Raw genomic sequence first — 22,711 nt, forward strand, 5'->3', positions numbered from 1 at the left:
TGAGGACTCCCATGCGCCTGATTCGCATGTTGCTGTTGCCCGTACTGGCCCTGACCACCTTGTCGGCCCACGCTGATGAAAAGGACGTGGCTCGCCTGACCCAGTTGCTGGAGCGCTCCCAGACCCTGACCGCACGCTTCTCCCAACTGACCCTCGATGGCAGCGGCACCCAGTTGCAGGAAACCGCCGGCGACATGGCCTTGCAGCGTCCGGGTTTGTTCTACTGGCACACCGACGCACCGGCCGAACAACTGATGGTGTCCGATGGCAAGAAAGTCTCCCTGTGGGACCCGGACCTGGAGCAGGTCACCATCAAGACCCTCGACCAGCGCCTGACCCAGACCCCGGCATTGCTGCTGTCCGGTGATATTTCCAAGATCAGCCAGAGCTTCGACATCAGCGCCAAGGAAGCGGGCGGCGTGATTGATTTCACCCTCAAGCCCAAGACCAAGGACAGCCTGTTCGACAACCTGCGCCTGTCGTTCCGCAACGGCCTGGTCAATGACATGCAACTGATCGACAGCGTCGGCCAGCGCACCAACATCCTGTTCACCGGGGTCAAGGCCAACGAGCCGATCGCCGCGTCCAAGTTCAAGTTCGACATCCCCAAGGGTGCCGATGTGATCCAGGAATAAATACACAGCCCACCCCTGTGGGAGCGGGCTTGCTCGCGAAGGCGGCGGATCAGTCAACACTGACGTTCAATGCAATACCGCATTCGCGAGCAAGCCCGCTCCGACAAGGGTCAAGTTGAGGTTGCATAAGCAGTGATGGACCTGTTTCGAAGCGCCCCGATTGCCCAGCCACTGGCCGCCCGTCTGCGCGCGACCAACCTGGATGAGTACGTCGGCCAAGAGCATGTGCTCGCTCGCGGCAAGCCTCTGCGCGAAGCCTTGGAGCAGGGCGCACTGCATTCGATGATCTTCTGGGGCCCGCCGGGCGTGGGCAAGACCACCCTGGCGCGATTGCTTGCAGAAGTCTCGGACGCCCATTTCGAAACGGTTTCGGCGGTGCTGGCCGGGGTCAAGGAAATCCGCCAGGCAGTGGAAGTCGCCAAGCAGCAGGCCGGGCAGTACGGCAAGCGCACCATCCTGTTCGTCGACGAAGTGCACCGCTTCAACAAGTCCCAGCAGGACGCGTTCCTGCCCTACGTGGAAGACGGTACGCTGATTTTCATCGGTGCGACCACCGAAAACCCATCGTTCGAACTCAACAACGCCTTGCTGTCCCGGGCGCGGGTCTATGTGCTCAAAAGCCTCGACGAGGCGGCGATGCGCAAGCTGGTGCATCGGGCGCTGACCGAAGAGCGCGGCTTGGGAAAGCGTCAGCTGAGCCTCAGCGACGAAGGGTTCCAGATTCTGTTTTCCGCCGCCGATGGTGACGGCCGGCGCTTGCTCAACCTGCTGGAGAACGCCTCGGACCTGGCCGAAGACGACAGCGAAATCGGCGTCGAGCTGTTGCAGAGCCTGCTCGGGGATACCCGCCGGCGCTTTGACAAGGGCGGCGAGGCGTTCTACGACCAGATCTCGGCGCTGCACAAATCCGTGCGCGGCTCCAACCCCGACGGTGCCTTGTACTGGTTTGCGCGCATGATCGATGGCGGTTGCGATCCGCTGTACCTGGCGCGGCGCGTGGTGCGCATGGCCAGCGAAGACATCGGCAATGCCGACCCGCGCGCCCTGAGCCTGTGCCTGGCGGCCTGGGACGTGCAGGAACGCCTCGGCAGCCCGGAAGGTGAGCTCGCCGTGGCTCAGGCCATCACTTACCTGGCCTGTGCGCCAAAAAGCAACGCGGTGTACATGGGCTTCAAGGCCGCGATGCGCAGCGCCACCGAGCATGGCTCCCTCGAAGTGCCGTTGCACCTGCGCAACGCGCCGACCAAGCTCATGAAGCAATTGGGTTATGGCGACGAGTACCGTTATGCCCACGATGAGCCGGACGCCTATGCCGCCGGTGAAGACTATTTTCCCGATGAGCTCGAGCCCCAACGGTTCTATCAGCCGGTGCCCCGTGGCCTGGAGCTGAAGATCGGCGAGAAACTCAACCACCTGGCGCAACTGGACCGCTTGAGTCCACGGCAGCGGAGAAAGCCTTGATCCCCTTGATCGTTGCGGTGTCCGCCGGCGGTATTGCCGGCACGTTATTGCGCTTTGCGGCTGGCAACTGGATCAATGCAAATTGGCCCCGCCACTTCTATACCGCGACGCTGGCCGTTAATATCGTGGGCTGTCTGCTGATCGGCGTTCTATACGGTCTGTTTTTGATTCGCCCGGAAGTGCCCATTGAAGTGCGCGCCGGGCTGATGGTCGGCTTTCTCGGCGGCCTGACGACTTTTTCATCCTTTTCACTGGATACGGTGCGTCTGCTGGAAAGCGGGCAGGTGCCGCTGGCCCTGGGCTATGCGGCCATCAGCGTATTCGGCGGGCTGCTTGCTACCTGGGCCGGCCTGTCCCTGACCAAACTTTGATAACGAGAGACCGACATGCTCGATTCCAAACTGTTACGTAGCAACCTTCAGGACGTAGCGGACCGCCTGGCATCCCGTGGCTATGCCCTGGACGTTGCGCGTATCGAAGCGCTGGAAGAACAGCGCAAGACCGTCCAGACCCGCACCGAAGCCCTGCAGGCTGAACGTAACGCGCGCTCCAAATCCATCGGTCAGGCCAAGCAGCGCGGCGAAGACATTGCTCCGTTGATGGCGGACGTCGAGCGCATGGCGGGCGAATTGAGCGCCGGCAAGGTTGAACTGGACGCGATCCAGACCGAGCTGGATTCGATCCTGCTGGGCATCCCGAACCTGCCTCACGAATCGGTGCCGATCGGTGAAGACGAAGACGGCAACGTCGAAGTGCGCCGCTGGGGCACGCCGAAAGCCTTCGATTTTGCCGTACAGGACCACGTCGCCCTGGGCGAGAAGTTCGGCTGGCTGGATTTCGAAACCGCCGCGAAGCTGTCGGGCGCCCGTTTCGCCTTGTTGCGCGGGCCGATTGCGCGCCTGCATCGCGCCCTGGCGCAGTTCATGATCAACCTGCACGTCACCGAGCACGGCTACGAAGAAGCCTACACCCCGTACCTGGTCCAGGCGCCGGCGCTGCAAGGCACCGGCCAGTTGCCGAAGTTCGAGGAAGACCTGTTCAAGATCAGCCGCGACGGCGAAGCCGACCTGTACCTGATTCCGACTGCCGAAGTCTCGCTGACCAACATCGTGGCCGGCGAAATCGTCGACGCCAAGCAACTGCCGATCAAGTTCGTTGCCCATACGCCGTGCTTTCGCAGTGAAGCCGGGGCGTCGGGCCGTGACACCCGGGGCATGATCCGCCAGCACCAGTTCGACAAGGTCGAGATGGTGCAGATCGTCGAGCCTTCGAAGTCCATGGAAGCGCTGGAAGGCCTGACCGCCAACGCCGAGAAGGTCCTGCAGCTGCTGGAGCTGCCTTACCGCACCCTGGCCCTGTGCACCGGTGATATGGGCTTCAGCGCGGTCAAGACCTACGACCTGGAAGTCTGGATTCCGAGCCAGGACAAGTACCGCGAAATATCCTCGTGCTCCAACTGTGGCGATTTCCAGGCCCGGCGCATGCAGGCGCGTTTCCGCAACCCGGAAACCGGCAAGCCGGAACTGGTCCACACCCTCAACGGCTCCGGCCTGGCGGTGGGTCGCACCCTGGTGGCGGTGCTGGAAAACTATCAGCAGGCCGACGGTTCGATCCGTGTGCCCGACGTGCTGAAACCGTACATGGGCGGCATCGAGGTCATCGGTTAAATGGATTACTTGCCACTGTTCCACAACCTGCGCGGCAGCCGCGTGCTGGTGGTTGGCGGCGGTGAGATTGCCTTGCGCAAATCTCGCCTGCTGGCCGATGCCGGCGCTTTGCTGCGAGTGGTTGCACCCGAGATCGAACCGCAGCTGCGGGAGCTGGTCGGTGGCAGCGGTGGCGAGTGTGTCCTGCGCGGTTACCAGGAATCAGACCTGGACGGTTGCGGGCTGATCATTGCCGCCACTGACGACGAACCGCTCAATGCCCGGGTGTCCGCCGATGCTCATCGGCGCTGCGTGCCGGTCAATGTGGTGGACGCGCCTGCCTTGTGCAGCGTGATTTTCCCGGCGATTGTCGACCGTTCGCCGCTGGTGATCGCGGTGTCCAGCGGCGGCGATGCGCCGGTGCTGGCGCGGCTGATCCGGGCCAAGCTGGAAACCTGGATTCCTTCGACTTATGGGCAACTGGCTGGGCTGGCGGCGCGTTTTCGCAGCCAGGTCAAAGGCCTGTTCCCCGATGTGCAGCAACGCCGGGCATTCTGGGAAGAAGTGTTCCAGGGCCCCATCGCCGACCGCCAACTGGCCGGGCAGGGTGCCGAGGCCGAGCGCCTGTTGCGGGAGAAAATCGATGGTCAGGCGCCGAGCGCGCCAGGTGAGGTTTACCTGGTCGGTGCCGGGCCGGGCGATCCGGACCTGCTGACTTTCCGCGCCTTGCGCCTGATGCAGCAGGCCGACGTGGTGCTGTACGACCGCCTGGTGGCGCCGGCGATCCTCGAACTGTGCCGGCGTGATGCCGAACGGATCTACGTCGGCAAGCGCCGCTCTGAACACGCCGTGCCCCAGGACCAGATCAACCAGCAACTGGTGGACCTGGCCCGACAAGGCAAGCGTGTGGTGCGATTGAAGGGCGGTGACCCATTCATCTTCGGTCGTGGCGGTGAGGAAATCGAGGAATTGGCGGCCCATGGCATCCCGTTCCAGGTTGTCCCAGGCATCACGGCGGCCAGTGGTTGCGCGGCCTATGCCGGGATCCCGCTGACCCATCGCGATCATGCCCAATCGGTGCGGTTCATCACCGGCCATCTCAAGGACGGCACCAGCGACTTGCCGTGGGCGGACCTGGTGTCACCGGCCCAGACCCTGGTGTTCTACATGGGGTTGGTGGGGCTGCCGGTGATCTGCGACGAGCTGATCAAACACGGCCGCGCGGCGGACACGCCAGCGGCATTGATCCAGCAGGGCACCACGTCCAACCAGCGGGTCTTCACCGGCACCCTGGCGGACTTGCCGCGTTTGGTGGCCGAGCATGAGGTTCATGCGCCGACCCTGGTCATCGTCGGGGAAGTGGTGCAACTGCGCGAGAAACTGGCGTGGTTCGAAGGGGCTCAGGGGCAGATCTAGGGAGACCGTGTCGCGCCCTTCGCGAGCAAGCCCGCTCCCACAGGTTTTGTGGCCACTGTAGAGATCCAGTGTGGGAGCGAGCTTGCTCGCGAAGAGGCCCTCAACTGCAACAAAGGTCCCGGATCAATCCCGGGCCCCAAGCCAAATCCCTTTCCCCTCCAACCGCTCCCGATCATGGGCAACGGTGAAGTCCTGCTCCGGCCCCTTGGGCACGATCCCGTTGGGGTTGATGGTCTTGTGGCTGCCGTAGTAATGCCCTTGGATGTGCTTGAAGTCCACGGTCTCGGCAATCCCCGGCCACTGGTACAGCTCCCGCAGCCAGTTCGACAGGTTCGGGTAATCGGCGATACGGCGCAGGTTGCATTTGAAGTGACCGAAGTACACCGCATCGAAGCGGATCATCGTGGTAAACAACCGAATATCGGCTTCGGTCAGGTATTCGCCGGCGAGGTAGCGTCGGGTATCCAGCAAAGCCTCCAGCCGGTCCAGTTCGGCGAATAACCCGTCGAACGCTTCTTCGTAGGCGGCTTGGGCCGTGGCGAAGCCAGCGCGGTAGACCCCGTTGTTCACCGACGGGTAGATCCGCTCATTGAGCGCATCGATCTCGCTGCGCAAGTGTTCGGGGTACAGGTCCAGATGATTGCCGGTCAAGCCATTGAAGGCGCTGTTGAACATGCGGATGATTTCCGCCGACTCATTGTTCACGATGCGCTGCTGGCGGTTGTCCCACAGCGCCGGCACGGTGACGCGCCCGGTGTAGTCCGGTGTGTCGGCGGTGTAGCGTTGATGGAGGAAGCTCAGGTCGTCGAGTTTGTCACCGGTGGAGCCGTGGGCCTTGTCGAAGGTCCAGCCGTTTTCCAGCATCAGGTAGCTGACCACCGAGACATCGATCAGGTCTTCCAGGCCTTTGAGCTTGCGAAAGATCAGCGTGCGGTGGGCCCAGGGGCAGGCCAGGGACACATACAAATGATAGCGCCCGGCTTCGGCGGCAAAACCGCTGTCGCCCGAGGGGCCGGCGCTGCCATCGGCAGTGACCCAGTGACGGCGCTGCGCCTGCTCGCGCTGGAACGTGCCGTCCTTGCTTTCATACCACTGATCCTGCCAGCGGCCTTCGACTAACAAACCCATCAGGATGTCCTCGCTCAATATTCATTGGAGGCGAGTCTATTCCGATAGGTTCGAACAAAAAGCGCAAAGGTTAGGCGCTAATGATCGGTTATATCGAACGGTCCCGGGCGGCCCAATATTGCCGGGCCTTATCGAAGGCTTCGTCGCGGCTTAGGTCCAGGCCACGCAAGGCCAGGGCCATGGTGGCGATCAGCGCCAGTTGCGGGTAGCTGTCTTCCACGTCACCGCGCCAGATGGCCTTGAGGTGTTCAGGGTCGAGGCTTTCCGGTTTGACGTGGCGCTGCTCGGCCAATCGCGGCCATTCTTCATCCCAGCTTGCGCCACCCGTGGTGCCGTACAAATGGCTGTCGGCGTCCGGGTTGATCTCGATCTCGCCGCCGTCGCCCTTGATCACGATAGCGGTGTCGCCCAACAAGCCGCTGGCGTCGCGGTGTACTGCCTGGTAGCCCGGATGAAAAATGCTCTGCAAGCCGCAGCGAGCGGCCAACGGATTGAGGATCCGCGCCAGGGAATGGATCGGCGAACGCAGGCCCAGGGTGTTGCGCAGGTCGATCATGCGCTGCATCTGCGGCGCCCAATCCACCAGCGGCATGAAGGCCAGGCCGCCATGGTCCAGCGCGCTGCCGACCTGTTGCCAGTCGCGGCACAACGGGATTTGCAAGAACGTCAACAGTTGTTCGGTGTAGAGCCGGCCCGCCGTGTGGGCGCCACCGCCATGCATGAAGATCCGTACGCCGTTCTGCCCAAGGCACTTGGCCGCCAGCAGGTACCACGGCAAATGACGTTTCTTGCCGGCGTAGGTCGGCCAGTCGAGGTCCACCGCCAGCGCCGGTACCACCAGGCGCTCGCGCAGGGCTTCGGTAAAGCCGGCCATTTCCTCGGCGCTCTCTTCCTTATGCCGCAGCAGCATCAAGAAGGCGCCGAGCTGGGTGTCTTCAACCTTTTCATCGAGCACCATGCCCATGGCCTCACGGGCTTCTTCGCGGGTCAGGTTGCGGGCGCCGCGCTTGCCTTTGCCAAGGGCACGCACGAACTGGGCGAAGGGGTGTTCGGTGGGGGTTTCAAGGGTCAGTGCTGGGAAGTCGGTCATAAGCAATTCGTCGGTTTGGGCAGGCCCGCCAGCTTGGCGGCGAGTTTGGCGGGAGTGCCTTTGAACAATCGGTTCAGATGCAGGCTGTTGCCCTTGTCCGCGCCCAGTTTCAGCGCGGTGTACTTGATCAGCGGCCGGGTCGCCGGGGAAAGCTGGAATTCGCGATAGAAGCCGCGCAGCAGTTCGAGGATTTCCCAATGCTCGGGGCTCAATTCGATGTCTTCGGCGGCGGCCAGGGCCGTGGCGACTTCAGTCGACCAGTCGTCCAGGTCGGCCAGGTAGCCGTCCTTGTCCAGCGCGATGGTGCGCTCGCCCAGGTTCAGCGTGTTCATAGCCAGGTGTTGACCTTGTCGTGTTCGATCGACAGCTCGACGAAACCTGAATAGTTGATGGCTTCGGCCCAGTCGGGCGTGTCCAGGGCGCGGGCCTGGAGGTCCTCGGCCAGTACGAACAGGTTCAGGCCGGCAGCCTGCAGCGTTGCAAACGGTGCGCTGCCCGGTTGCAAGGCATACGTCGCATCGCCACAGAGCAACAGCGCGTCCTGCGCGCCCATTACCCGCAGGCAACTGGCCAAGCGGTTATCGCCGAAAGGTGAGTGAGACAACACATGCAAAGTCGACATCAGAGAGTGATCACCTGGTCATAACGGTCGATGAGCGTGGCGATGTCCGCCGCGGTCAGTACTTTCATGTCGCCCAGCGCCAGCGCATCGGTAGCAACGCCGCGCGCTTCGGCGCTGTCGGCGCAGACAAACAGGTCGTCGACGCCAAACATCGGCAACGCCTGCAAATTCGCGCTCAGGTCCTTTTGCTGGACGGCCTTGGCGTTCTGGCCGCTGGTCAATTGGAACACGCCGTCATCGAGAAACAGCAGGCCAATAGGCAAGTCGAAGGCACCGCCGGCCAGAACGATGTCCAGCGCTTCCCGGGCACCGGGGCCGGACCATGGAGCCTGGCGGCTGATCAACAATAAAGATTGGGCCATCACGCGCCTCCAAAACAGATCAAGCGGTCGGCGTCCTGGATCGCGTCGTGCAACTGGCCGAGGCCGGACAAGGCCCAAGGCGCTTGGACGCTGATTGCCGAACGCTGGTAGCGCTGGGCTTCCTCGTCGTTCAACACACCACGGCGCAACGCCGCTGCGATGCACACCACGCCGTCGAGCTGGTTGTCGCTGACGAACGTGCGCCACTGTTTGGGCAGGTCCTGTTCGTCCTGGGGCGTGACGACGCTGTCGCAAGCGTTATAGACGCCGTCCTGATAGAAAAACAGCCGCACGATGTCATGCCCACCCGCCAGTGCGGCCTGGGCAAACAGCAAGGCCCGGCGCGAGGAGGGCGCATGGGCGGCGGAAAACAGCGCAATGGCGAACTTCATGGCAGACCCGATCAGCAAAACTGCGGCCATGATAAAGCTTTATGGGCAGTGGGGCGATTGGCAAGGGCAGGGCAGGGCCCTGACCACAGGGGGGCAGTGCTAGGCCTTCAGCCCATGCAACTCGCAATATTCCGCCCACTCCATCCCCGCCATCTCCGCCACTTCCTTATGCACTTCCAGGCGCTGGGCCTGGTAGTCCTCGGGTGAGGCGGCGGTCAGTTGCAGGGTCAGTTCCCAGGCGAACAGGCCGAGGCGCTCGGCTTCGGCTTCGAATGCTTCATGCAACCGTTCGGCGCGGTACTGCGCAGCGGTCTCGCCCTTGGCCTGGGCCAGCAGTGGGTTGAGGTTGTCCAGTTCGAGGCGCAGTTCGAGGCGCTCATCGAGAAATTTCTCCAGGGCCCGCTCGTGTTGCTGTTCGGTTGCTGCCATGGTTACTCCTTGAGTGACGAAGACTGCTTCTTGCTGGCCTTGGCTGCTGCCGCCAGGCATTCGAGGGCGAATTGCTCGGTGTAGGTCATCTGGATCGGCGTGGTCTCGCCCTTGACGGTGCGTTCGCCGTCGAGGATGTAGCGGATACGTTTGTCGGTCACACCGATTCGCTTGGCGATCCAGGACGGTGTCTGGCCGATCTGGCTGATCAGTTTGTCAGCGTATTCGGGGGTGGGTTTGTAGAACTCGGCGTTGGGCGTCATGGGGCGGTCCGCGATGGCAGTTGGAAGTGGCGCGACAGATTGCGCGAATCGTTGCGCGCTGTCGCGGGTAAATTTCAGTAAAGCAGCACGAAGGCTTGGGCCGCAGTGCTACAGTCCGTTTTTTTCTCAATGAGTGAACGCAATGCGAATGTTGACGGTGGCCCTGGCTGCAACGTTGCTGGCCGGCTGCGCGGGTTCGGCGATGAACGAGGCCCGGACTCAAGCCCCTTACAAGACCCTGACGTCGGACAAGCCCGAGCAGGTCGTGGCCCAATGCGTGCAGTTTTCCTGGCAGGACGAAGCCGTATTCGGCGTCGATGCCGGTGCCTACCTGCAACCGGGCAAGAAGGGGGGCTCGACGGTGTACACGCGTTCAGCCGAATCGTTCGTCGACCTCGAAGCCAGCGCTACCGGCACGGCGTTGAATTACTACGCCAAGCATGACGACTTCGTGGCCAAGCGCCGGTTGGCGGCGTTGGCGACGTGCCTCTGAGTCGATAGACCGAGGTGCCGGCGAGCGCGAGCAGGCTCGCTCCCACAGTTTTTCAGGGGGGCGCTAAGTTTGCGTTCACCGCACATCCCCTGTGGGAGCGGGCTTGCTCGCGAAGGCGTTGGGTCAGTCGACAGTGATGTTGAATGATAAGCCGCTTTCGCGAGCAAGCCCGCTCCCACAGGGTCTGATTTCAATCGGGGGTATCCAGGCGCTTCTGGAGAAAGAAGTGCTGGTGGCCAGGCGGGTAGTCGTCGATCTGGCCGATCTCCGTGAAGCCGTGCTTCTTGTAGAACGCTGGCGCCTGGAAATCGAAGGTGTCCAGCCAGATGCCCACGCAGTTTTTCTCCCTGGCCAATTCTTCGGCCATCTGCATCAATGCCGAACCCGTGCCTTGGCCACGGGCCTGCTCCGGCACGACCAACAACTCGATATAGAACCAACGGAAAAACACTCGCCCGTAAAGCCCACCGACCACTTCGTTGCTGTGCTCGTCGCGCACCAGCCAGGCGATCGGTTCCGGCACCGTTGCGCCGGTCTTGCTGGAGTTGTAGGCGCGCAGCGGGACGAGGATGGCCTCGCGGTCTTGCGGGGTGGGGGCGTCCGTGCGTTCGATTCGCAGCGTCATCGGTGCTGTCCTTATGGGGGGAAAAATCAACCGCACGAGCCTATCGCAAAGGCGACCCTGACGAAACCGGGCCGACCGCGAACAGGCACATTGCGCAAACCGAGCCATACTGCCTAGTGCTTTTGAAGCGATCCCGACCTTTAAAACAAGAAGAGACCGACTCATGAAGTTCGAATTGTTCACCCGGACCCTCGTCGCCACCTCCCTGACGTTCAGTTGCCTTTACGCCCAAGCCGCCTCCCAGGCGCCGGTTGCCGCCGAGAACGGCATGGTGGTCACGGCCCAGCATTTGGCGACCCATGTGGGTGTCGATGTCCTCAAGAATGGCGGCAATGCCGTGGATGCGGCCGTGGCGGTGGGGTATGCCCTGGCGGTGGTCTATCCGGCGGCAGGCAACCTGGGTGGCGGCGGGTTCATGACCCTGCAACTGGCTGACGGTCGCAAGACCTTTCTCGATTTCCGTGAAAAAGCGCCCCTGGCCGCCACGGCCAACATGTACCTGGACAAGGACGGTAATGTCGTTCCCGACCTGAGCACTCGCGGACACCTGGCCGTGGGCGTGCCCGGCACGGTGTCCGGCATGGAATTGGCGTTGCAGAAGTACGGCAGCAAGCCCCGGGCCGAACTGATCGCCCCGGCCATCAAGTTCGCCGAAGAAGGCTTCGCCCTGGAGCAGGGTGACGTCGATCTGCTGGAAACCGCCACCGACGTCTTCAAAAAGGACATGCGCGACTCCGGCGCGATTTTCCTGCACAACGGCGAGCCCATGCAGGTCGGCCAGAAGCTGGTGCAAAAAGACCTCGCCAAGACCCTGCGGGAAATCTCCGCCAAGGGCGCCGACGGTTTCTACAAGGGCTGGGTGGCCGACGCCCTGGTGACCTCCAGCCAGGCCAACAAAGGCATCATCACCCAGGCTGACCTGGACAAATACAAGACCCGTGAACTGGCGCCGGTGGAATGCGACTACCGCGGCTATCACATCATCTCGGCGCCACCGCCCAGCTCCGGCGGCGTGGTGCTGTGCCAGATCATGAACATCCTCGACGGTTATCCGATGAAAGACCTGGGTTTCCATTCGGCCCAGGGCATGCACTACCAGATCGAAGCCATGCGCCACGCCTATGTGGACCGCAACAGCTACCTGGGTGACCCGGATTTTGTGAAGAACCCCATCGATCACCTGCTGGACAAGCACTACGCCGCCCAACTGCGCGCTGCCATCGAGCCGCAAAAGGCCGGTGATTCGCAGAAGATCAAACCCGGCGTGGCGCCCCACGAGGGCAGCAACACCACCCATTATTCAATCGTCGATAAATGGGGCAACGCCGTTTCGGTCACCTACACCCTCAACGACTGGTTCGGTGCCGGTGTGATGGCGAGCAAGACCGGGGTCATCCTCAACGATGAAATGGATGACTTCACCGCCAAGGTCGGCGTGCCCAACATGTACGGCCTGGTGCAGGGCGAAGCCAACGCCATCGCCCCGGGCAAGGCGCCGCTGTCGTCGATGAGCCCGACCATCGTCACCAAGGATGGCAAGACGGTGATGGTGGTGGGTACGCCGGGCGGCAGTCGGATCATCACCGCGACCTTGCTGACCATCCTCAACGTGATCGACTACGGCATGAACCTCCAGGAAGCCGTCGATGCGCCGCGTTTCCACCAGCAATGGATGCCCGAGGAAACCAACCTGGAAACCTTCGCGGCCAGCCCGGACACCCAGAAACTCTTGGAGAGCTGGGGCCACAAGTTTGCCGGCCCGCAGGACCCCAACCACATTGCCGCGATTTTGGTAGGTGCCCCATCGTTGGGTGGCAAGCCCGTGGGCAAGAACCGTTTCTATGGGTCCAACGATCCACGCCGCAGTACCGGTTTGTCGCTGGGTTATTGAAGGTGGCTGGGTCCAACACCGTTGAAGAGGGAGCGTCATGAACACCGCTTTGTTGATCATCGATGTCCAGCATGCGCTGTGCAGCGGCGAGGAAGAATGCTTCGACAGCCAGCGCATCATCCAGACCATCAACGATCTGGGCGCCAAGGCCCGGGCTGTCGGTTTGACGGTGATCCTGGTCCAGCACGAAGAGTTGGAAGGCTCGCTGGCCCATGGTTCGGCCGGTTGGCAATTGGCGGACAGCCTGCTGACCGTGCCGGATGACTTGCGCGTGCGCAAGACCACGCCGGATGCGTTCTACCAGACCGATCTGTTGTCGCTGTTGCAGGCCCGTGGGATTGACCGTCTGGTGATCTGCGGGTTGCAAACCGATTATTGCGTCAACGCCACCGTGCGCCAGGCCCATGCCTTGGGGTATGAAGTGGTTTTGGTTGCCGATGCCCATTCCACCGTGGACAACGGCAGCATGGCGGCGCAGCAGATCATTGCCAACCACAACGACAGGCTGGGACGTTTGAGCAGTGCGGTGTCGCGAATCGATGTGCTGGCGGCGGCGGAGGTGCGCTTTTAGCCAACTCATCGGCACGATAAAACCGTGGCGAGGGAGCTTGCTCCCGCTCGACCGCGTAGCGGTCGCAAAAGCTTGGGGTCGCTTCGCAACCCAGCGGGAGCAAGCTCCCTCGCCACATCATCATATGGCTCATCATCGCGGTCGGCTTTTCAAGGCGCGCCAAACACCATCGTCCAGTAGATCCCGGCCCCACGGCTTGAGTCGCTGGCGGAAGCGGCGCCCATTTGGGTGAACATCGGGTTCATCAGGTTGGCGCAATGGCCGGGGCTGGCCAGCCAATCGTGCATCGCCTGGCTTGGCGAGCCTTGGCCGGCGGCGATGTTCTCGCCGAATTTGCGTCCACGGAAACCGGCGCTCTTGGCGCGGTCGGCGACCGAGCGACCGTCCGGGTCGCGGTGGGCGAAATAGTTGCCTCGGGCCATCGCGCGACTGTGCCCTTGGGCGGCTGTCCCCAAGGCTGCGTTCCAGCTCAGCGGTCGGGCGGCGGCGAAGCGTTGGCGCCCGCACAGGCGAGGCTGTGCCCTGGCGGCGTTGACCTGGGCCAGCAACGTCTTGTCCGACGAAGCACCGCTGCTCATCGAGCCAACGGCCATGGGCTGCGCCAGCACCACGCGCCACTCGTCACCGACCCGATTGACGCCGATGTCGGCGTACTGGTTGTCCAGCAGCGCCGCGCAATGCTCGTCCGCCAGCATCTCGAAGGCTTCTTCGGCGTCCCGTGCGTCGGTCAGGCGAATACTGCGCACAGTACGGGCTTGATAGCCCACGTCTTTAAGCGTTTCCCGCAGGCCACCGTCGAAGCCGATCGGCAAGGCCAGGCTCGACCGTAACCCCAACGGCGGTGCGGCGCGCACCGTACGCCATTCGCAACGGTGCGGTTGGCTGCGGTAGTCGTTGATGGCGTCCACCAATTGCCGCTCGCCGCGGGCATGGGCAGGGCTGGTGAATAATGGCAACAGGGAGAGCAGGCACAGCGAAACGAAACGGCAAGAGCGAACGGGGTGGCGCATGGAGTGAACGGCTCAAGAGGGGAATTGCGGTAGCGTCAGGCTTGACGCCGATCCATCGGAAAATGCCTCGCTGCAGTTCGCAAGGCTTTCACGGCTGGGGTAGGACTGTGGGTTTGAGAACAAGTTTCGGGCGGGTGGAGACTTATCTTTGGGCCTGCCAAGCCTCTAGTGGAGAGGGAGTCATGCGGCAACGAGAGCCATTGTGGCAAGGGAGTTATTGTGGCAACGGGAGCTATTGTGGCGAGGGGATTTATCCCCGATGGGCTGCGAAGCAGCCCCCAAAAGGCTAAACCGTCATCAGTCTGATGTACGGGGGCGGCTGGTTTCAGGGCTGCTTCGCAGCCATCGGGGATAAATCCCCTCGCCACAACAGTGTTCAGCCTGATCTAACGTGCAGCGCCAGCCACCGGCGCCTTGACCCGCTCAACCTTGCGATACGTCAGCAACACAATGCCCGCCACCACAATCGCGCCACCCAGTACCTGGCCGGGATTGAGCATCTGGTCCAGCACCAGCCAGCCGATCAACAGGGTCGCCAGCGGTTCGATGTTCATTACCGGGGCATTGCGCGGCATGTCCAGGCGGGGCACGGAAATGAACAGCACGATAAACCCGGTGCCATAGAGCACCACCAACGTCGCCAGGGCGAACCAGCCGGTGCTGGTGGCGGGAAGGTCGAAACCGCCGGGCAGGGCACCGGTCAGGCCGGCGAGGTTGACGCTGCTGAAGACAATGAAAATGGTCAACAGGCTGCGCACCGAGCCGCGCACCTGGGACAGCTTGTGGTCGGTGATCCACAGCGCGCAGGCGAAGACGCACGCGGCACAGAAGGCCAGGCCGACCCCAAGCAACCATTGCGGGCCGACACTTTGCTCGGACGATAGCCGGGCTGGCACCTCCAGCACGAACACCAGCCCCACCAGGATCATGCCCATCAACGCGGCGGTGCGCGCGGTCGGCCGTGGCCCGCCCAAGGCCCATGTCAGCAGCGCGAGCAGAATCGGAAAGACATTGCCCACCAACAGCGCTAACGCCACTGGCACCCGCGCCACGGCTGAATACAGGCAGAGGCTCTGCGCACCGATCAACAGCCCCAGGGTCAATTGCCAGCGCCAGGCGCCGGGCGGCAAGCGCAGGCTTTGGCGTTGCCACAGCACCATCGCCGCCAGCACCAGCAGCGTCCCGCCCGAGCGCAGCAGGATGGCCAGCAATACACCGGCACCGTCGTCGAACGCCGCCCGCGCGGCGACATGGTTGCCGGCGAAGGCGCAGCCCATGCACAGCAGGACGAGTACTGCGAGGTGGCGTGGTAAAGGAGTGGGGGAGGCAGGTGCAGCGGTAGAGCGAGTCATGGCAGCGTCTCGAAGGGTCGAATTATTTTTTAGTTATAGGTTGTCGTACAACATGGTTTTTTACCCTATGGAGTGGCTAGAGACAAGGCCAAGATCCACATGACGGCTTTGTCGGCACGGCGACGCCTTCGCAAGACATCGCACGCAACCCCACGCTTTGCTGTACAACAATCGAACCGTTGTGTTGTTTACATCATTTCCCCTTTTGCGGAGCTATCCATGCGCCTGGCCGACTTCATCCTCGACAATATCGAGCCGATTCTGCAGGCGTGGGAAGACTTCGCCAAAACCATTACCCCCGCTTCCCATGGCATGGATTCGGCAGCCCTGCGCGACCATGCCATGCAGATGCTGCACACCATCGCCACTGACCTGCGCACGCCGCAAACGCGCAGGGAACAGATCGCCAAGTCCCACGGCGAGGCCCCGCCGGTTGAAGCCGAAACCGCTGCCGAAACCCATGCGATCATTCGTCAGTCTTCGGGTTTTACGGTGGAGCAAATGGTCTCGGAGTATCGGGCGCTGCGTACCAGTGTGCTTATGCTCTGGATGCCCCACACACGACTGGATCACGATCAGGTCATGAGCGACGTGATTCGGTTCAACGAGGCCGTGGACCAAGCTTTGGCGGAGTCTGTCGTCAGCTACTCGGGGGCGGTCGATGCGTCGCGCAACATCTTTCTTGGCATCCTCGGACATGACCTGCGAAGCCCATTGGGGGCGATCCTGTTGAGTTCCGAGGTGCTGCTGCGGGCCGGAGACCTGCCCGCCAAAGCCACCAAGATCACATCGCGCATCTACACCAGCGTCAAGCGCGCCAATAAAATCGTCGGCGACTTGCTGGATTTCACCCGGACCCAATTGGGAGCGGGCATTCCGGTGCAGCGTTTCAAGGGCGACCTGGTGGCGGCTTGCGAAGGGATGGTGGAGGAGGCGCGGGCCTATCACCCGGAAAACACGATCCTCTTTGAAACCACCGGTCCGCTGGAAGGACGCTTTGACCCGGCGCGCATGGAGCAGGTGTTCGCTAACCTGATCGGCAATGCCGTCCAGCATGGCACCGAGGGCACGCCGGTCACGGTTTCGTTGAGCACCGAAGAAGATATGGCGGTCATTGCGATCAACAACCAGGGCCAGCCTATCGAGAAAGATGCGATTGCGAGCATCTTCAACCCGATGATCCGACATCTGCGCAGCGGTGAGATGCAATACGGTCCTGCGGCCGGGTTAGGGCTTGGCTTGCACATCGCCTCGGCGATCGTCTCGGCTCACCAAGGCACCATCGAGGTTCACTCCAAGGCGCGAACGGGCACCACGTTCACCGTTCGTATCCCGCTGCACTCTGACTGATCGATGGTTTCGGTGGGCTGGGGTTCATACTTGTACGATGTCTTATCACGTAGTAAAACTGTCGTCCCGTCCAATAATAATTAACGGAGACGCACGATGGATGCTTCGCAAACTGCAACCGCCGCCGATCAGGGCCGCCGGGTATTCCTGAAAAAATCGCTGGTGGTCTCGGCCGCTGCCGCCACCTTGGGCAACTTGCCAGGGCTCGCTCAAGCCGAGCCTCTGAGCCAGCGTTACCCGGACCCGCTGGTCAATATCCTCGACCCCAGCTTCATGGACTTGCGCATTTTCAACGCCAGCGTGGAGAAGCTCGCCACCGGCCTGCGCTGGGCGGAAGGGCCGGTGTGGATAGGCGACGGTCGATACTTGTTGGTCAGTGATATTCCCAACAACCGCATCGTGCGCTGGGATGAAGTGACGGGCAGCCTGTCGGTCTACCGTGAGAATTCCAACTTCTCCAACGGCATGTGCCGCGATCGCCAGGGGCGATTGCTGGTGTGTGAAGGCTCTACCACTACGAGCGAAGGCCGGCGCATCACCCGCACCGAACACAACGGCACCCTGACCGTGCTGGCGGACAGTTTCGAGGGCAAGCCGTTTAACTCACCCAACGACATCGTCTGCAAGCGGGACGGTTCGGTCTGGTTCACCGACCCACCGTTCCAGACCGGCAACAACTATGAAGGGCACAAGATCGCGCCTACCCAACCCCACGCGGTGTACCGCATCGATGGTGAAACCGGCAAAGTCACCCGGGTAATCGACGACCTGGCGGGGCCGAACGGGCTGTGTTTCTCCCCGGACGAGAAAATCCTCTACGTGGTTGAAGGTCGCGCCAAGCCCAACCGCCTGGTCTGGGCGATCACAGTCAAGGACGACGGCACCCTGGGCGAACGGCGCAAGCACATCGAAGGCCTGGACTACGCCGCCCTCGACGGCATCAAGTGCGATGAAAGCGGCAATCTCTGGTGCGGCTGGGGCGGCAACGGCGACCCCAAGGCCGACCTGGAAAAACTCGACGGCGTGCGGGTGTTCAATCCGGAAGGCAAGGCCATCGGGCACATTTCCCTGCCGGAGCGTTGCCCGAACATCTGTTTCGGCGGCAGGGAAGGCAACCGGCTGTTCATGGCCAGCAGCCACTCGCTGTATTCGCTGTTCGTCAATACCCGCGGGGCGACGTTCGCCTGAGTGCAGGTATCGCTGTGGCAAGGGAGCCATTTCCCTTGCCACAGGTGCGGTTACTGTTAACGGCCCGGCAGCGCCGTACTGCCCCGCACCGTCAACTCAAACGGCAGCAACACATGCCGCTCGGCAATCGGCTTCTTCTCGATCAGCGCAATCAGCATCTGCACCGCTATTTGGCCAAACGCTTCGGCAGGTTGCGAAATGGTGGTCAGGGGCGGGTCGCAATACGCGGCGAAGGGGATGTCATCAAAACCTACCAGGGAAATATCCTCGGGCACCCGCAGGCCCATCTGCTTGATGCGCTTGAGCGCACCGATGGCCATTTCATCGTTTTCACAGAACAGCGCGCTGGGGCGGTCGGCCAGTTCCAGCATGGCGCCGGCGCCCTCGTACCCGGCCTTCAACGTGAAATCGCCATGGCAGATCAAACCCGGGTCGAGCGCAATGCCGGCCTGCTCCAGGGCTTGCTGATAACCGGCGACACGGTCCAGGGTCAGCGGGCTGCTGCGGGGCCCCTTGATGATACCGATGCGCCGGTGACCAAGGCCGATCAGGTGCTCGGTCATGGCTTGGGCGGCGGCTTGGTTGTCGAGGCTGATGGTCGGGAAGGGCGCGTCTTTGACCACTTCACAAGCATTGACCAGCGGCAGGGAATCGACACCCGGGGGGAGCGATTGGAAAGGATCGCTGGCGCGCAGCTGGATCACTCCGTCGGCCTGATGGGCGTAGACCAGGGCAGCGAACTCGCGCTCGATCTGCTCCCGGCCCTGGGTGTCGCATAGCAGCAATCGATAACCCGCCGCCTGCGCGGCCTGCTGCGCGCCACTGATGACCCGGGCGAAAAACGTGTTGGCGATGGCCGGCACCAGAATCACCAGGTTGCCGGTCCGGCGGGAGCGAAACTGCACCGCCATCAGGTTGGGTCGATAACCGGCCTGTTCCACCGCCGCATTGACCTTGTCCCGCGTCTCGGGAAGCACCCGTTCGGGCGACTTCAGCGTTCTGGACACCGTGGCCACCGAAACCCCCGCGAGCCGGGCCACTTCACGAATGTTGGACAAAATCACCTCAGCAAACAGGGGTACGGCTGGGGAGCTTACCGCAGGTTGGGCGCGTTACAAATGTCCAGGCGTGAACCCTTTGGGTTTGACACGCCGGAAAACTGAGCCTAGATTTCCGCCATGATGTAACCGGTTACATCGTCATCCTGACGAGAAGAGAAACGCGATGAATCCTGTAGCACCGAAAATAAGAATGGGCTTCGTCGGCGGTGGCGAGGGCGCTTTCATCGGCCAGGCCCACCGCCAGGCGGCCGGGCTGGACGGCGGTTTCGAGCTGGTGTGCGGCGCGTTCAGCCGCGACGTCCAGAACAATCAGCGAACCGCCGCGACCCTGGGCCTGCCCGCGTCCCGCTGCTACAGCGACTGGCAGCACCTGCTGGACACCGAAGCGGCGTTGCCGGCGGACCAGCGCATGGAGCTGCTGGTCATCGTCACGCCCAATCATCTGCACGCCCCGATAGCCAGCCAGGCGTTGAAGGCCGGTTTCCATGTATTCAGCGAAAAACCTGCGGCGATGAGCCTGCGTGAACTGCTCGCCTTGAAGGAAGTGGTTCACAGCAGCGACCGGCTCTATGGCTTGGCCCACACGTACCTCGGTTACGCCATGGTCTGGCAGGCCCGGGCCATGGTGCGCTCGGGCGTGATCGGTGCGGTGCGCAAAGTGCTGGTGGAATACCCGCAAGGCTGGCTGAGCCAGGACGTCGCTGGCCAAGGCAACAAACAGGCTGGCTGGCGCGACGACCCGCACCAGTCGGGGCTGGGCGGCTGCATCGGTGACATTGGCACCCATGCGTTTTCCCTGGCCGAATTTGTTGCCGGCCAACCCATCGAGCGGATCTGCGCCGCGTTGGGCACCCATCTTCCGGGGCGACAGCTGGATGATGATGTGTCGGTACTGTTCCAAATGAGCGACGGGGCCAGTGGCGTGTTGATCGCCAGCCAGGTCTGCGCCGGCGAAGAGAACCCGCTGAAAATCCGCGTCTATGGCGACAAGGGCGCGCTGGAATGGCGCCAGGAAGAACCGGCGAGCTTGATCCACCGCGCCCTCGACCAGCCCATGCGCATCCTGCGATCCGGAGTCGGCCAGCCGTGGCTGTGCGAGGCCGCGACCCAGCGCATGCGCCTGCCGGCGGGGCATCCGGAAGGGTATTTGGAGGCGATGGCCAATCTCTACGGCGATTTCGCCCGCGCCATTCGCGGCGATGTCCACGGCCACGAAGTCCCGGGGGTACCCGGCATCGACATCGGCCTGCGGGGCATGGCGTTCATCGAAGCCGCCATCGCCAACCACCGCGGCAACGCCAAATGGACCGAACTGGTCTGCACCGCATGAATCCGGAGAGCCTTGTAATGTCCAGCCCTCAAACCCCGACGGGCCTGCGCGGCCCGGGTATTTTCCTGGCGCAGTTCATGTCCGCCGAAGCGCCGTTCGACACCCTGGCCAACATCGCCCAGTGGGCCGCCTCGCAAGGCTACAAAGCGGTGCAATTGCCAACGTCGGGCACGCAGTACATCGACCTGGCCCGGGCCGCCGAGAGCCAGGATTATTGCGACGGACTCAAGGCTACTTGCGCGCAATTCGGCGTTGAGATCAGTGAGCTGTCGACGCACCTGCAAGGCCAGTTGGTGGCGGTGCACCCGGCGTTCGACGCGCTGTTCGACGACTTTGCCCCGGCGCATGTGCGTGGCCAGCCCGAGGCGCGGACCGAGTGGGCGATCGAGCAATTGAAACTCGCCGCCCGCGCCAGCCAACGCTTGGGCCTCAAGGCACACGCGACGTTTTCCGGTGCGCTGCTGTGGCCGTACATGTACCCGTGGCCGCAACGCCCCAACGGTCTCGTTGAGCAAGGATTTGCCGAACTGGCCCGTCGCTGGTTGCCGATTCTGAATGCCTTCGATGCGGCTGGCGTGGACCTGTGCTACGAAATCCACCCCGGCGAAGACCTGCACGACGGCGCCTCGTTCGAACGTTTCCTGGAAGCCGTCGACCATCATCCGCGGGCGGCGATTCTCTACGATCCCAGCCATTTGCTGCTGCAACAGATGGATTACCTGGGCTTCATCGACCGCTACCACGAGCGCATCCGCATGTTTCACGTCAAGGACGCCGAGTTCCGCCCGGATGCCCGTTCCGGGGTGTACGGCGGATACCAGGGCTGGGTCGATCGCCCTGGCCGGTTCCGCTCCCTGGGCGATGGCCAGATCGATTTCAAATCGATTTTCAGCAAGCTGACGCAATACGACTTCAGCGGTTGGGCGGTCTTGGAATGGGAATGCTGCCTGAAGGATTCGCAGCAAGGCGCCGCGCAAGGCGCCGCGTTCATCCAGCGGCACATGATCAACAAGACCCGCAAGGCGTTCGACGATTTTGCCGGGGTGACGGCGGATGAAGACTCCAATCGCCGGTTGTTGGGTCTGTCGAGATAACCGGCCCGACACATAAGCAGCATTTGGTTTTAACAAGAACAACAAATAAAAACGGTGACGGCCATGAGCCCAATGTATGCGCGCTTGAGCGTGATGATGTTCCTGCAATTCTTCATCTGGGGTGGCTGGTTCGTCACCCTCGGTACTTTTCTTTCCAGCACCCTGGGAGCCAGCGGCGGGCAGGTCGGGATGGCGTTTGCCACCCAGTCGTGGGGGGCGATCATCGCGCCATTCGTGATCGGCTTGATCGCCGACCGCTACTTCAACGCCGAGCGCATCCTCGCGGTCCTGCACTTGCTGGGCGCGGTGTTGCTGTTCCAGCTGTACTCGGCGCCTGATTTCGGCGTGTTCTACCCGTATGTGCTGGCGTACATGGTGGTCTACATGCCAACGCTGGCCCTGGTCAATTCGGTGGCATTCCGGCAGATGCGCGACCCGGCGCTGGAGTTCTCCCGCATCCGGGTGTGGGGCACCGTTGGCTGGATCGTCGCCGGCGTGGTCATCAGCTTTGTGTTTGCCTGGGACTCACGCGAGGCGATCTCCACCGGCGGTTTGCGCAATACCTTCCTCATGGCGGCCATCGCCTCGCTGGTCTTGGGTCTCTACAGCATCACGCTGCCAGGCACGGCCCCGCTCAAGGACCAGGCGAACGCTGGAGGTATCAAGCAATTGCTGGGGCTGGATGCCTTGGGGCTGTTGAAGGACCGCAGCTACCTGGTGTTCTTTATCGCCTCGATCCTGATCTGCATTCCCTTGGCGTTCTATTACCAGAATGCCAATCCGTTCCTGGCTGAAACCGGCATGACCAACCCGACAGCGAAGATGGCCATCGGACAAGTCTCCGAAGTGCTGTTCATGCTGCTGTTGCCGCTGTTCATCCAGCGCTTCGGTATCAAGCGGGCGCTGTTGGTGGGCATGTTGGCGTGGGCGTTGCGCTACGTGTTATTTGCCTACGGCAATAACGGCGACCTGGCGTTCATGCTGTTCACCGGCATTGCCCTGCATGGCATCTGCTACGACTTCTTTTTTGTTTCCGGGCAGATCTACACCGACGCCCAGGCGCCGAAGCATTTGCGCAGCTCGGCCCAGGGGCTGATTACGCTGGCGACTTATGGCTTGGGGATGCTGATCGGCTTCTGGGTGGCGGGGCAGGTGACCGATCACTTTGTCGCGGCAGGTGGGCATGACTGGCAGAGCATCTGGCTGTTCCCGGCCGGTTTCGCGTTAGTGGTGTTGGTCTGTTTCCTTTTTACCTTCCGTGGCCAGCAGGCGCTCGTCGTGCCGTCAAAGGCCTGAAGCAGG

25 protein-coding genes are annotated in these 22,711 nt (G+C 62.4%); 13 read left to right on the top strand and 12 right to left on the bottom strand.

What is annotated here, in order from left to right:
* Positions 1–11 precede the first annotated feature (11 nt).
* The 5 genes from lolA (at position 12) to cysG (ending at position 5,158) form a co-directional block, all read left to right on the top strand.
* The gene (gene lolA / locus AD663_RS09375; protein ID WP_003180104.1) at positions 12–635 is read left to right on the top strand and encodes an outer membrane lipoprotein chaperone LolA; all 624 of its coding nucleotides are present in this window, start codon (positions 12–14) and stop codon (positions 633–635) included.
* Positions 636–770: 135 nt separating this feature from the next.
* Positions 771–2,096: a replication-associated recombination protein A gene (locus AD663_RS09380; RefSeq protein ID WP_003180107.1), complete on the top strand. Its 1,326-nt coding sequence runs from the start codon at positions 771–773 to the stop codon at positions 2,094–2,096.
* Complete coding sequence (crcB, locus tag AD663_RS09385; RefSeq protein WP_003180108.1) at positions 2,093–2,467, top strand: fluoride efflux transporter CrcB; 375 nt, start codon at positions 2,093–2,095, stop codon at positions 2,465–2,467. The genes AD663_RS09380 and crcB overlap by 4 nt, the downstream gene beginning before the upstream one ends.
* A 15-nt stretch (positions 2,468–2,482) precedes the next feature.
* Complete coding sequence (gene serS, locus AD663_RS09390; RefSeq protein ID WP_003180110.1) at positions 2,483–3,763, top strand: serine--tRNA ligase; 1,281 nt, start codon at positions 2,483–2,485, stop codon at positions 3,761–3,763.
* The gene (gene cysG, locus AD663_RS09395; protein WP_003180114.1) at positions 3,764–5,158 is read left to right on the top strand and encodes a siroheme synthase CysG; all 1,395 of its coding nucleotides are present in this window, start codon (positions 3,764–3,766) and stop codon (positions 5,156–5,158) included.
* A 123-nt stretch (positions 5,159–5,281) separates the two neighbouring features.
* Here cysG and AD663_RS09400 read toward each other — a convergent pair whose 3' ends face one another.
* From AD663_RS09400 to AD663_RS09435, 8 genes are all read right to left on the bottom strand, one after another.
* Entirely contained in the window at positions 5,282–6,286 is a 1,005-nt protein-coding gene (locus AD663_RS09400; protein WP_003180121.1) for a glutathione S-transferase family protein, read from the bottom strand.
* A gap of 88 nt (positions 6,287–6,374) precedes the next feature.
* Positions 6,375–7,376, bottom strand: a complete 1,002-nt coding sequence (locus tag AD663_RS09405) for a glycosyl transferase family protein (protein ID WP_053213600.1) — start codon at positions 7,374–7,376, stop codon at positions 6,375–6,377.
* Positions 7,373–7,708, bottom strand: a complete 336-nt coding sequence (locus AD663_RS09410) for a TusE/DsrC/DsvC family sulfur relay protein (RefSeq protein ID WP_003180126.1) — start codon at positions 7,706–7,708, stop codon at positions 7,373–7,375. Before AD663_RS09410 ends, AD663_RS09405 begins: the two co-directional genes overlap by 4 nt.
* Positions 7,705–7,998, bottom strand: coding sequence for a sulfurtransferase complex subunit TusB (gene tusB, locus AD663_RS09415; RefSeq protein WP_053213601.1), 294 nt, complete (start codon positions 7,996–7,998; stop codon positions 7,705–7,707). Before tusB ends, AD663_RS09410 begins: the two co-directional genes overlap by 4 nt.
* On the bottom strand, positions 7,998–8,360 hold the full coding sequence (gene tusC / locus AD663_RS09420; RefSeq protein WP_053213602.1) for a sulfurtransferase complex subunit TusC: 363 nt from the start codon (positions 8,358–8,360) through the stop codon (positions 7,998–8,000). Before tusC ends, tusB begins: the two co-directional genes overlap by 1 nt.
* On the bottom strand, positions 8,360–8,752 hold the full coding sequence (gene tusD / locus AD663_RS09425; protein ID WP_003180133.1) for a sulfurtransferase complex subunit TusD: 393 nt from the start codon (positions 8,750–8,752) through the stop codon (positions 8,360–8,362). The genes tusC and tusD overlap by 1 nt, the downstream gene beginning before the upstream one ends.
* Before the next feature lie 99 nt (positions 8,753–8,851).
* Positions 8,852–9,181 carry a DUF6388 family protein gene (locus tag AD663_RS09430; protein ID WP_053213603.1) on the bottom strand — a complete coding sequence of 110 codons (330 nt, stop codon included), beginning with the start codon at positions 9,179–9,181 and terminating at the stop codon, positions 8,852–8,854.
* A gap of 2 nt (positions 9,182–9,183) precedes the next feature.
* Positions 9,184–9,444, bottom strand: a complete 261-nt coding sequence (locus AD663_RS09435; protein WP_003180137.1) for a hypothetical protein — start codon at positions 9,442–9,444, stop codon at positions 9,184–9,186.
* Between the two features lie 142 nt (positions 9,445–9,586).
* Here AD663_RS09435 and AD663_RS09440 point away from each other — a divergent pair, with 142 nt between their 5' ends.
* The gene (locus tag AD663_RS09440; RefSeq protein WP_003180138.1) at positions 9,587–9,937 is read left to right on the top strand and encodes a hypothetical protein; all 351 of its coding nucleotides are present in this window, start codon (positions 9,587–9,589) and stop codon (positions 9,935–9,937) included.
* Positions 9,938–10,127: 190 nt separating this feature from the next.
* Here the strand turns inward: AD663_RS09440 and AD663_RS09445 are convergent, their stop codons facing one another.
* Positions 10,128–10,562, bottom strand: a complete 435-nt coding sequence (locus AD663_RS09445; RefSeq protein WP_053213604.1) for a GNAT family N-acetyltransferase — start codon at positions 10,560–10,562, stop codon at positions 10,128–10,130.
* 163 nt (positions 10,563–10,725) lie between these two features.
* On the opposite strand from AD663_RS09445, the gene ggt reads away from it, so the two are divergent.
* Together ggt and AD663_RS09455 are read left to right on the top strand one after the other, a co-directional pair.
* Positions 10,726–12,453 carry a gamma-glutamyltransferase gene (ggt, locus tag AD663_RS09450; RefSeq protein WP_053213605.1) on the top strand — a complete coding sequence of 576 codons (1,728 nt, stop codon included), beginning with the start codon at positions 10,726–10,728 and terminating at the stop codon, positions 12,451–12,453.
* A 37-nt stretch (positions 12,454–12,490) separates the two neighbouring features.
* Entirely contained in the window at positions 12,491–13,024 is a 534-nt protein-coding gene (locus AD663_RS09455; RefSeq protein WP_003180144.1) for a cysteine hydrolase family protein, read from the top strand.
* A gap of 149 nt (positions 13,025–13,173) precedes the next feature.
* On the opposite strand, the gene AD663_RS09460 is transcribed toward AD663_RS09455, so the two are convergent.
* Complete coding sequence (locus AD663_RS09460; RefSeq protein ID WP_053213606.1) at positions 13,174–14,034, bottom strand: CAP domain-containing protein; 861 nt, start codon at positions 14,032–14,034, stop codon at positions 13,174–13,176.
* Positions 14,035–14,420: 386 nt separating this feature from the next.
* A complete protein-coding gene (locus AD663_RS09465; RefSeq protein WP_033045967.1) occupies positions 14,421–15,386 on the bottom strand; it encodes a DMT family transporter in 966 nt (321 codons plus the stop codon).
* Positions 15,387–15,605: 219 nt separating this feature from the next.
* On the opposite strand from AD663_RS09465, the gene AD663_RS09470 reads away from it, so the two are divergent.
* Both AD663_RS09470 and AD663_RS09475 read left to right on the top strand, forming a co-directional pair.
* On the top strand, positions 15,606–16,736 hold the full coding sequence (locus AD663_RS09470; protein WP_003180150.1) for a sensor histidine kinase: 1,131 nt from the start codon (positions 15,606–15,608) through the stop codon (positions 16,734–16,736).
* Between the two features lie 96 nt (positions 16,737–16,832).
* The gene (locus tag AD663_RS09475) at positions 16,833–17,924 is read left to right on the top strand and encodes an SMP-30/gluconolactonase/LRE family protein (RefSeq protein ID WP_003180152.1); all 1,092 of its coding nucleotides are present in this window, start codon (positions 16,833–16,835) and stop codon (positions 17,922–17,924) included.
* A gap of 56 nt (positions 17,925–17,980) precedes the next feature.
* On the opposite strand, the gene AD663_RS09480 is transcribed toward AD663_RS09475, so the two are convergent.
* On the bottom strand, positions 17,981–18,982 hold the full coding sequence (locus tag AD663_RS09480) for a LacI family DNA-binding transcriptional regulator (protein WP_003180154.1): 1,002 nt from the start codon (positions 18,980–18,982) through the stop codon (positions 17,981–17,983).
* Positions 18,983–19,148: 166 nt separating this feature from the next.
* Between AD663_RS09480 and AD663_RS09485 the strand changes: the two genes are divergently transcribed.
* The 3 genes from AD663_RS09485 (at position 19,149) to AD663_RS09495 (ending at position 22,705) form a co-directional block, all read left to right on the top strand.
* Positions 19,149–20,315, top strand: coding sequence for a Gfo/Idh/MocA family protein (locus AD663_RS09485; RefSeq protein ID WP_053213607.1), 1,167 nt, complete (start codon positions 19,149–19,151; stop codon positions 20,313–20,315).
* 17 nt (positions 20,316–20,332) lie between these two features.
* Positions 20,333–21,409, top strand: a complete 1,077-nt coding sequence (locus tag AD663_RS09490) for a sugar phosphate isomerase/epimerase (RefSeq protein WP_053213608.1) — start codon at positions 20,333–20,335, stop codon at positions 21,407–21,409.
* Positions 21,410–21,472: 63 nt separating this feature from the next.
* Positions 21,473–22,705 carry a nucleoside permease gene (locus AD663_RS09495; RefSeq protein WP_033045968.1) on the top strand — a complete coding sequence of 411 codons (1,233 nt, stop codon included), beginning with the start codon at positions 21,473–21,475 and terminating at the stop codon, positions 22,703–22,705.
* The last annotated feature ends 6 nt before the right edge of the window (positions 22,706–22,711 follow it).

Source organism: Pseudomonas sp. Q12-87, assembly GCF_001269755.1.
Taxonomy (GTDB): Bacteria; Pseudomonadota; Gammaproteobacteria; order Pseudomonadales; family Pseudomonadaceae; genus Aquipseudomonas; species Aquipseudomonas fluorescens_S.

Bases quoted from the DNA above. Each gene is read 5' to 3' on its own strand.
- AD663_RS09440 (WP_003180138.1), top strand. From the start codon at position 9,587: ATGCGAATGTTGACGGTGGCCCTGGCTGCAACGTTGCTGGCCGGCTGC.
- tusC (WP_053213602.1), bottom strand. From the start codon at position 8,360: ATGGCCCAATCTTTATTGTTGATCAGCCGCCAGGCTCCATGGTCCGGC.
- serS (WP_003180110.1), top strand. From the start codon at position 2,483: ATGCTCGATTCCAAACTGTTACGTAGCAACCTTCAGGACGTAGCGGAC.
- AD663_RS09400 (WP_003180121.1), bottom strand. From the start codon at position 6,286: ATGGGTTTGTTAGTCGAAGGCCGCTGGCAGGATCAGTGGTATGAAAGC.
- tusB (WP_053213601.1), bottom strand. From the start codon at position 7,998: ATGTCGACTTTGCATGTGTTGTCTCACTCACCTTTCGGCGATAACCGC.
- AD663_RS09490 (WP_053213608.1), top strand. From the start codon at position 20,333: ATGTCCAGCCCTCAAACCCCGACGGGCCTGCGCGGCCCGGGTATTTTC.
- AD663_RS09485 (WP_053213607.1), top strand. From the start codon at position 19,149: ATGAATCCTGTAGCACCGAAAATAAGAATGGGCTTCGTCGGCGGTGGC.
- AD663_RS09405 (WP_053213600.1), bottom strand. From the start codon at position 7,376: ATGACCGACTTCCCAGCACTGACCCTTGAAACCCCCACCGAACACCCC.
- AD663_RS09445 (WP_053213604.1), bottom strand. From the start codon at position 10,562: ATGACGCTGCGAATCGAACGCACGGACGCCCCCACCCCGCAAGACCGC.
- AD663_RS09460 (WP_053213606.1), bottom strand. From the start codon at position 14,034: ATGCGCCACCCCGTTCGCTCTTGCCGTTTCGTTTCGCTGTGCCTGCTC.
- lolA (WP_003180104.1), top strand. From the start codon at position 12: ATGCGCCTGATTCGCATGTTGCTGTTGCCCGTACTGGCCCTGACCACC.
- tusD (WP_003180133.1), bottom strand. From the start codon at position 8,752: ATGAAGTTCGCCATTGCGCTGTTTTCCGCCGCCCATGCGCCCTCCTCG.
- AD663_RS09430 (WP_053213603.1), bottom strand. From the start codon at position 9,181: ATGGCAGCAACCGAACAGCAACACGAGCGGGCCCTGGAGAAATTTCTC.
- AD663_RS09410 (WP_003180126.1), bottom strand. From the start codon at position 7,708: ATGAACACGCTGAACCTGGGCGAGCGCACCATCGCGCTGGACAAGGAC.
- AD663_RS09475 (WP_003180152.1), top strand. From the start codon at position 16,833: ATGGATGCTTCGCAAACTGCAACCGCCGCCGATCAGGGCCGCCGGGTA.
- ggt (WP_053213605.1), top strand. From the start codon at position 10,726: ATGAAGTTCGAATTGTTCACCCGGACCCTCGTCGCCACCTCCCTGACG.
- AD663_RS09495 (WP_033045968.1), top strand. From the start codon at position 21,473: ATGAGCCCAATGTATGCGCGCTTGAGCGTGATGATGTTCCTGCAATTC.
- AD663_RS09470 (WP_003180150.1), top strand. From the start codon at position 15,606: ATGCGCCTGGCCGACTTCATCCTCGACAATATCGAGCCGATTCTGCAG.
- cysG (WP_003180114.1), top strand. From the start codon at position 3,764: ATGGATTACTTGCCACTGTTCCACAACCTGCGCGGCAGCCGCGTGCTG.
- AD663_RS09380 (WP_003180107.1), top strand. From the start codon at position 771: ATGGACCTGTTTCGAAGCGCCCCGATTGCCCAGCCACTGGCCGCCCGT.
- AD663_RS09455 (WP_003180144.1), top strand. From the start codon at position 12,491: ATGAACACCGCTTTGTTGATCATCGATGTCCAGCATGCGCTGTGCAGC.
- AD663_RS09435 (WP_003180137.1), bottom strand. From the start codon at position 9,444: ATGACGCCCAACGCCGAGTTCTACAAACCCACCCCCGAATACGCTGAC.
- AD663_RS09465 (WP_033045967.1), bottom strand. From the start codon at position 15,386: ATGACTCGCTCTACCGCTGCACCTGCCTCCCCCACTCCTTTACCACGC.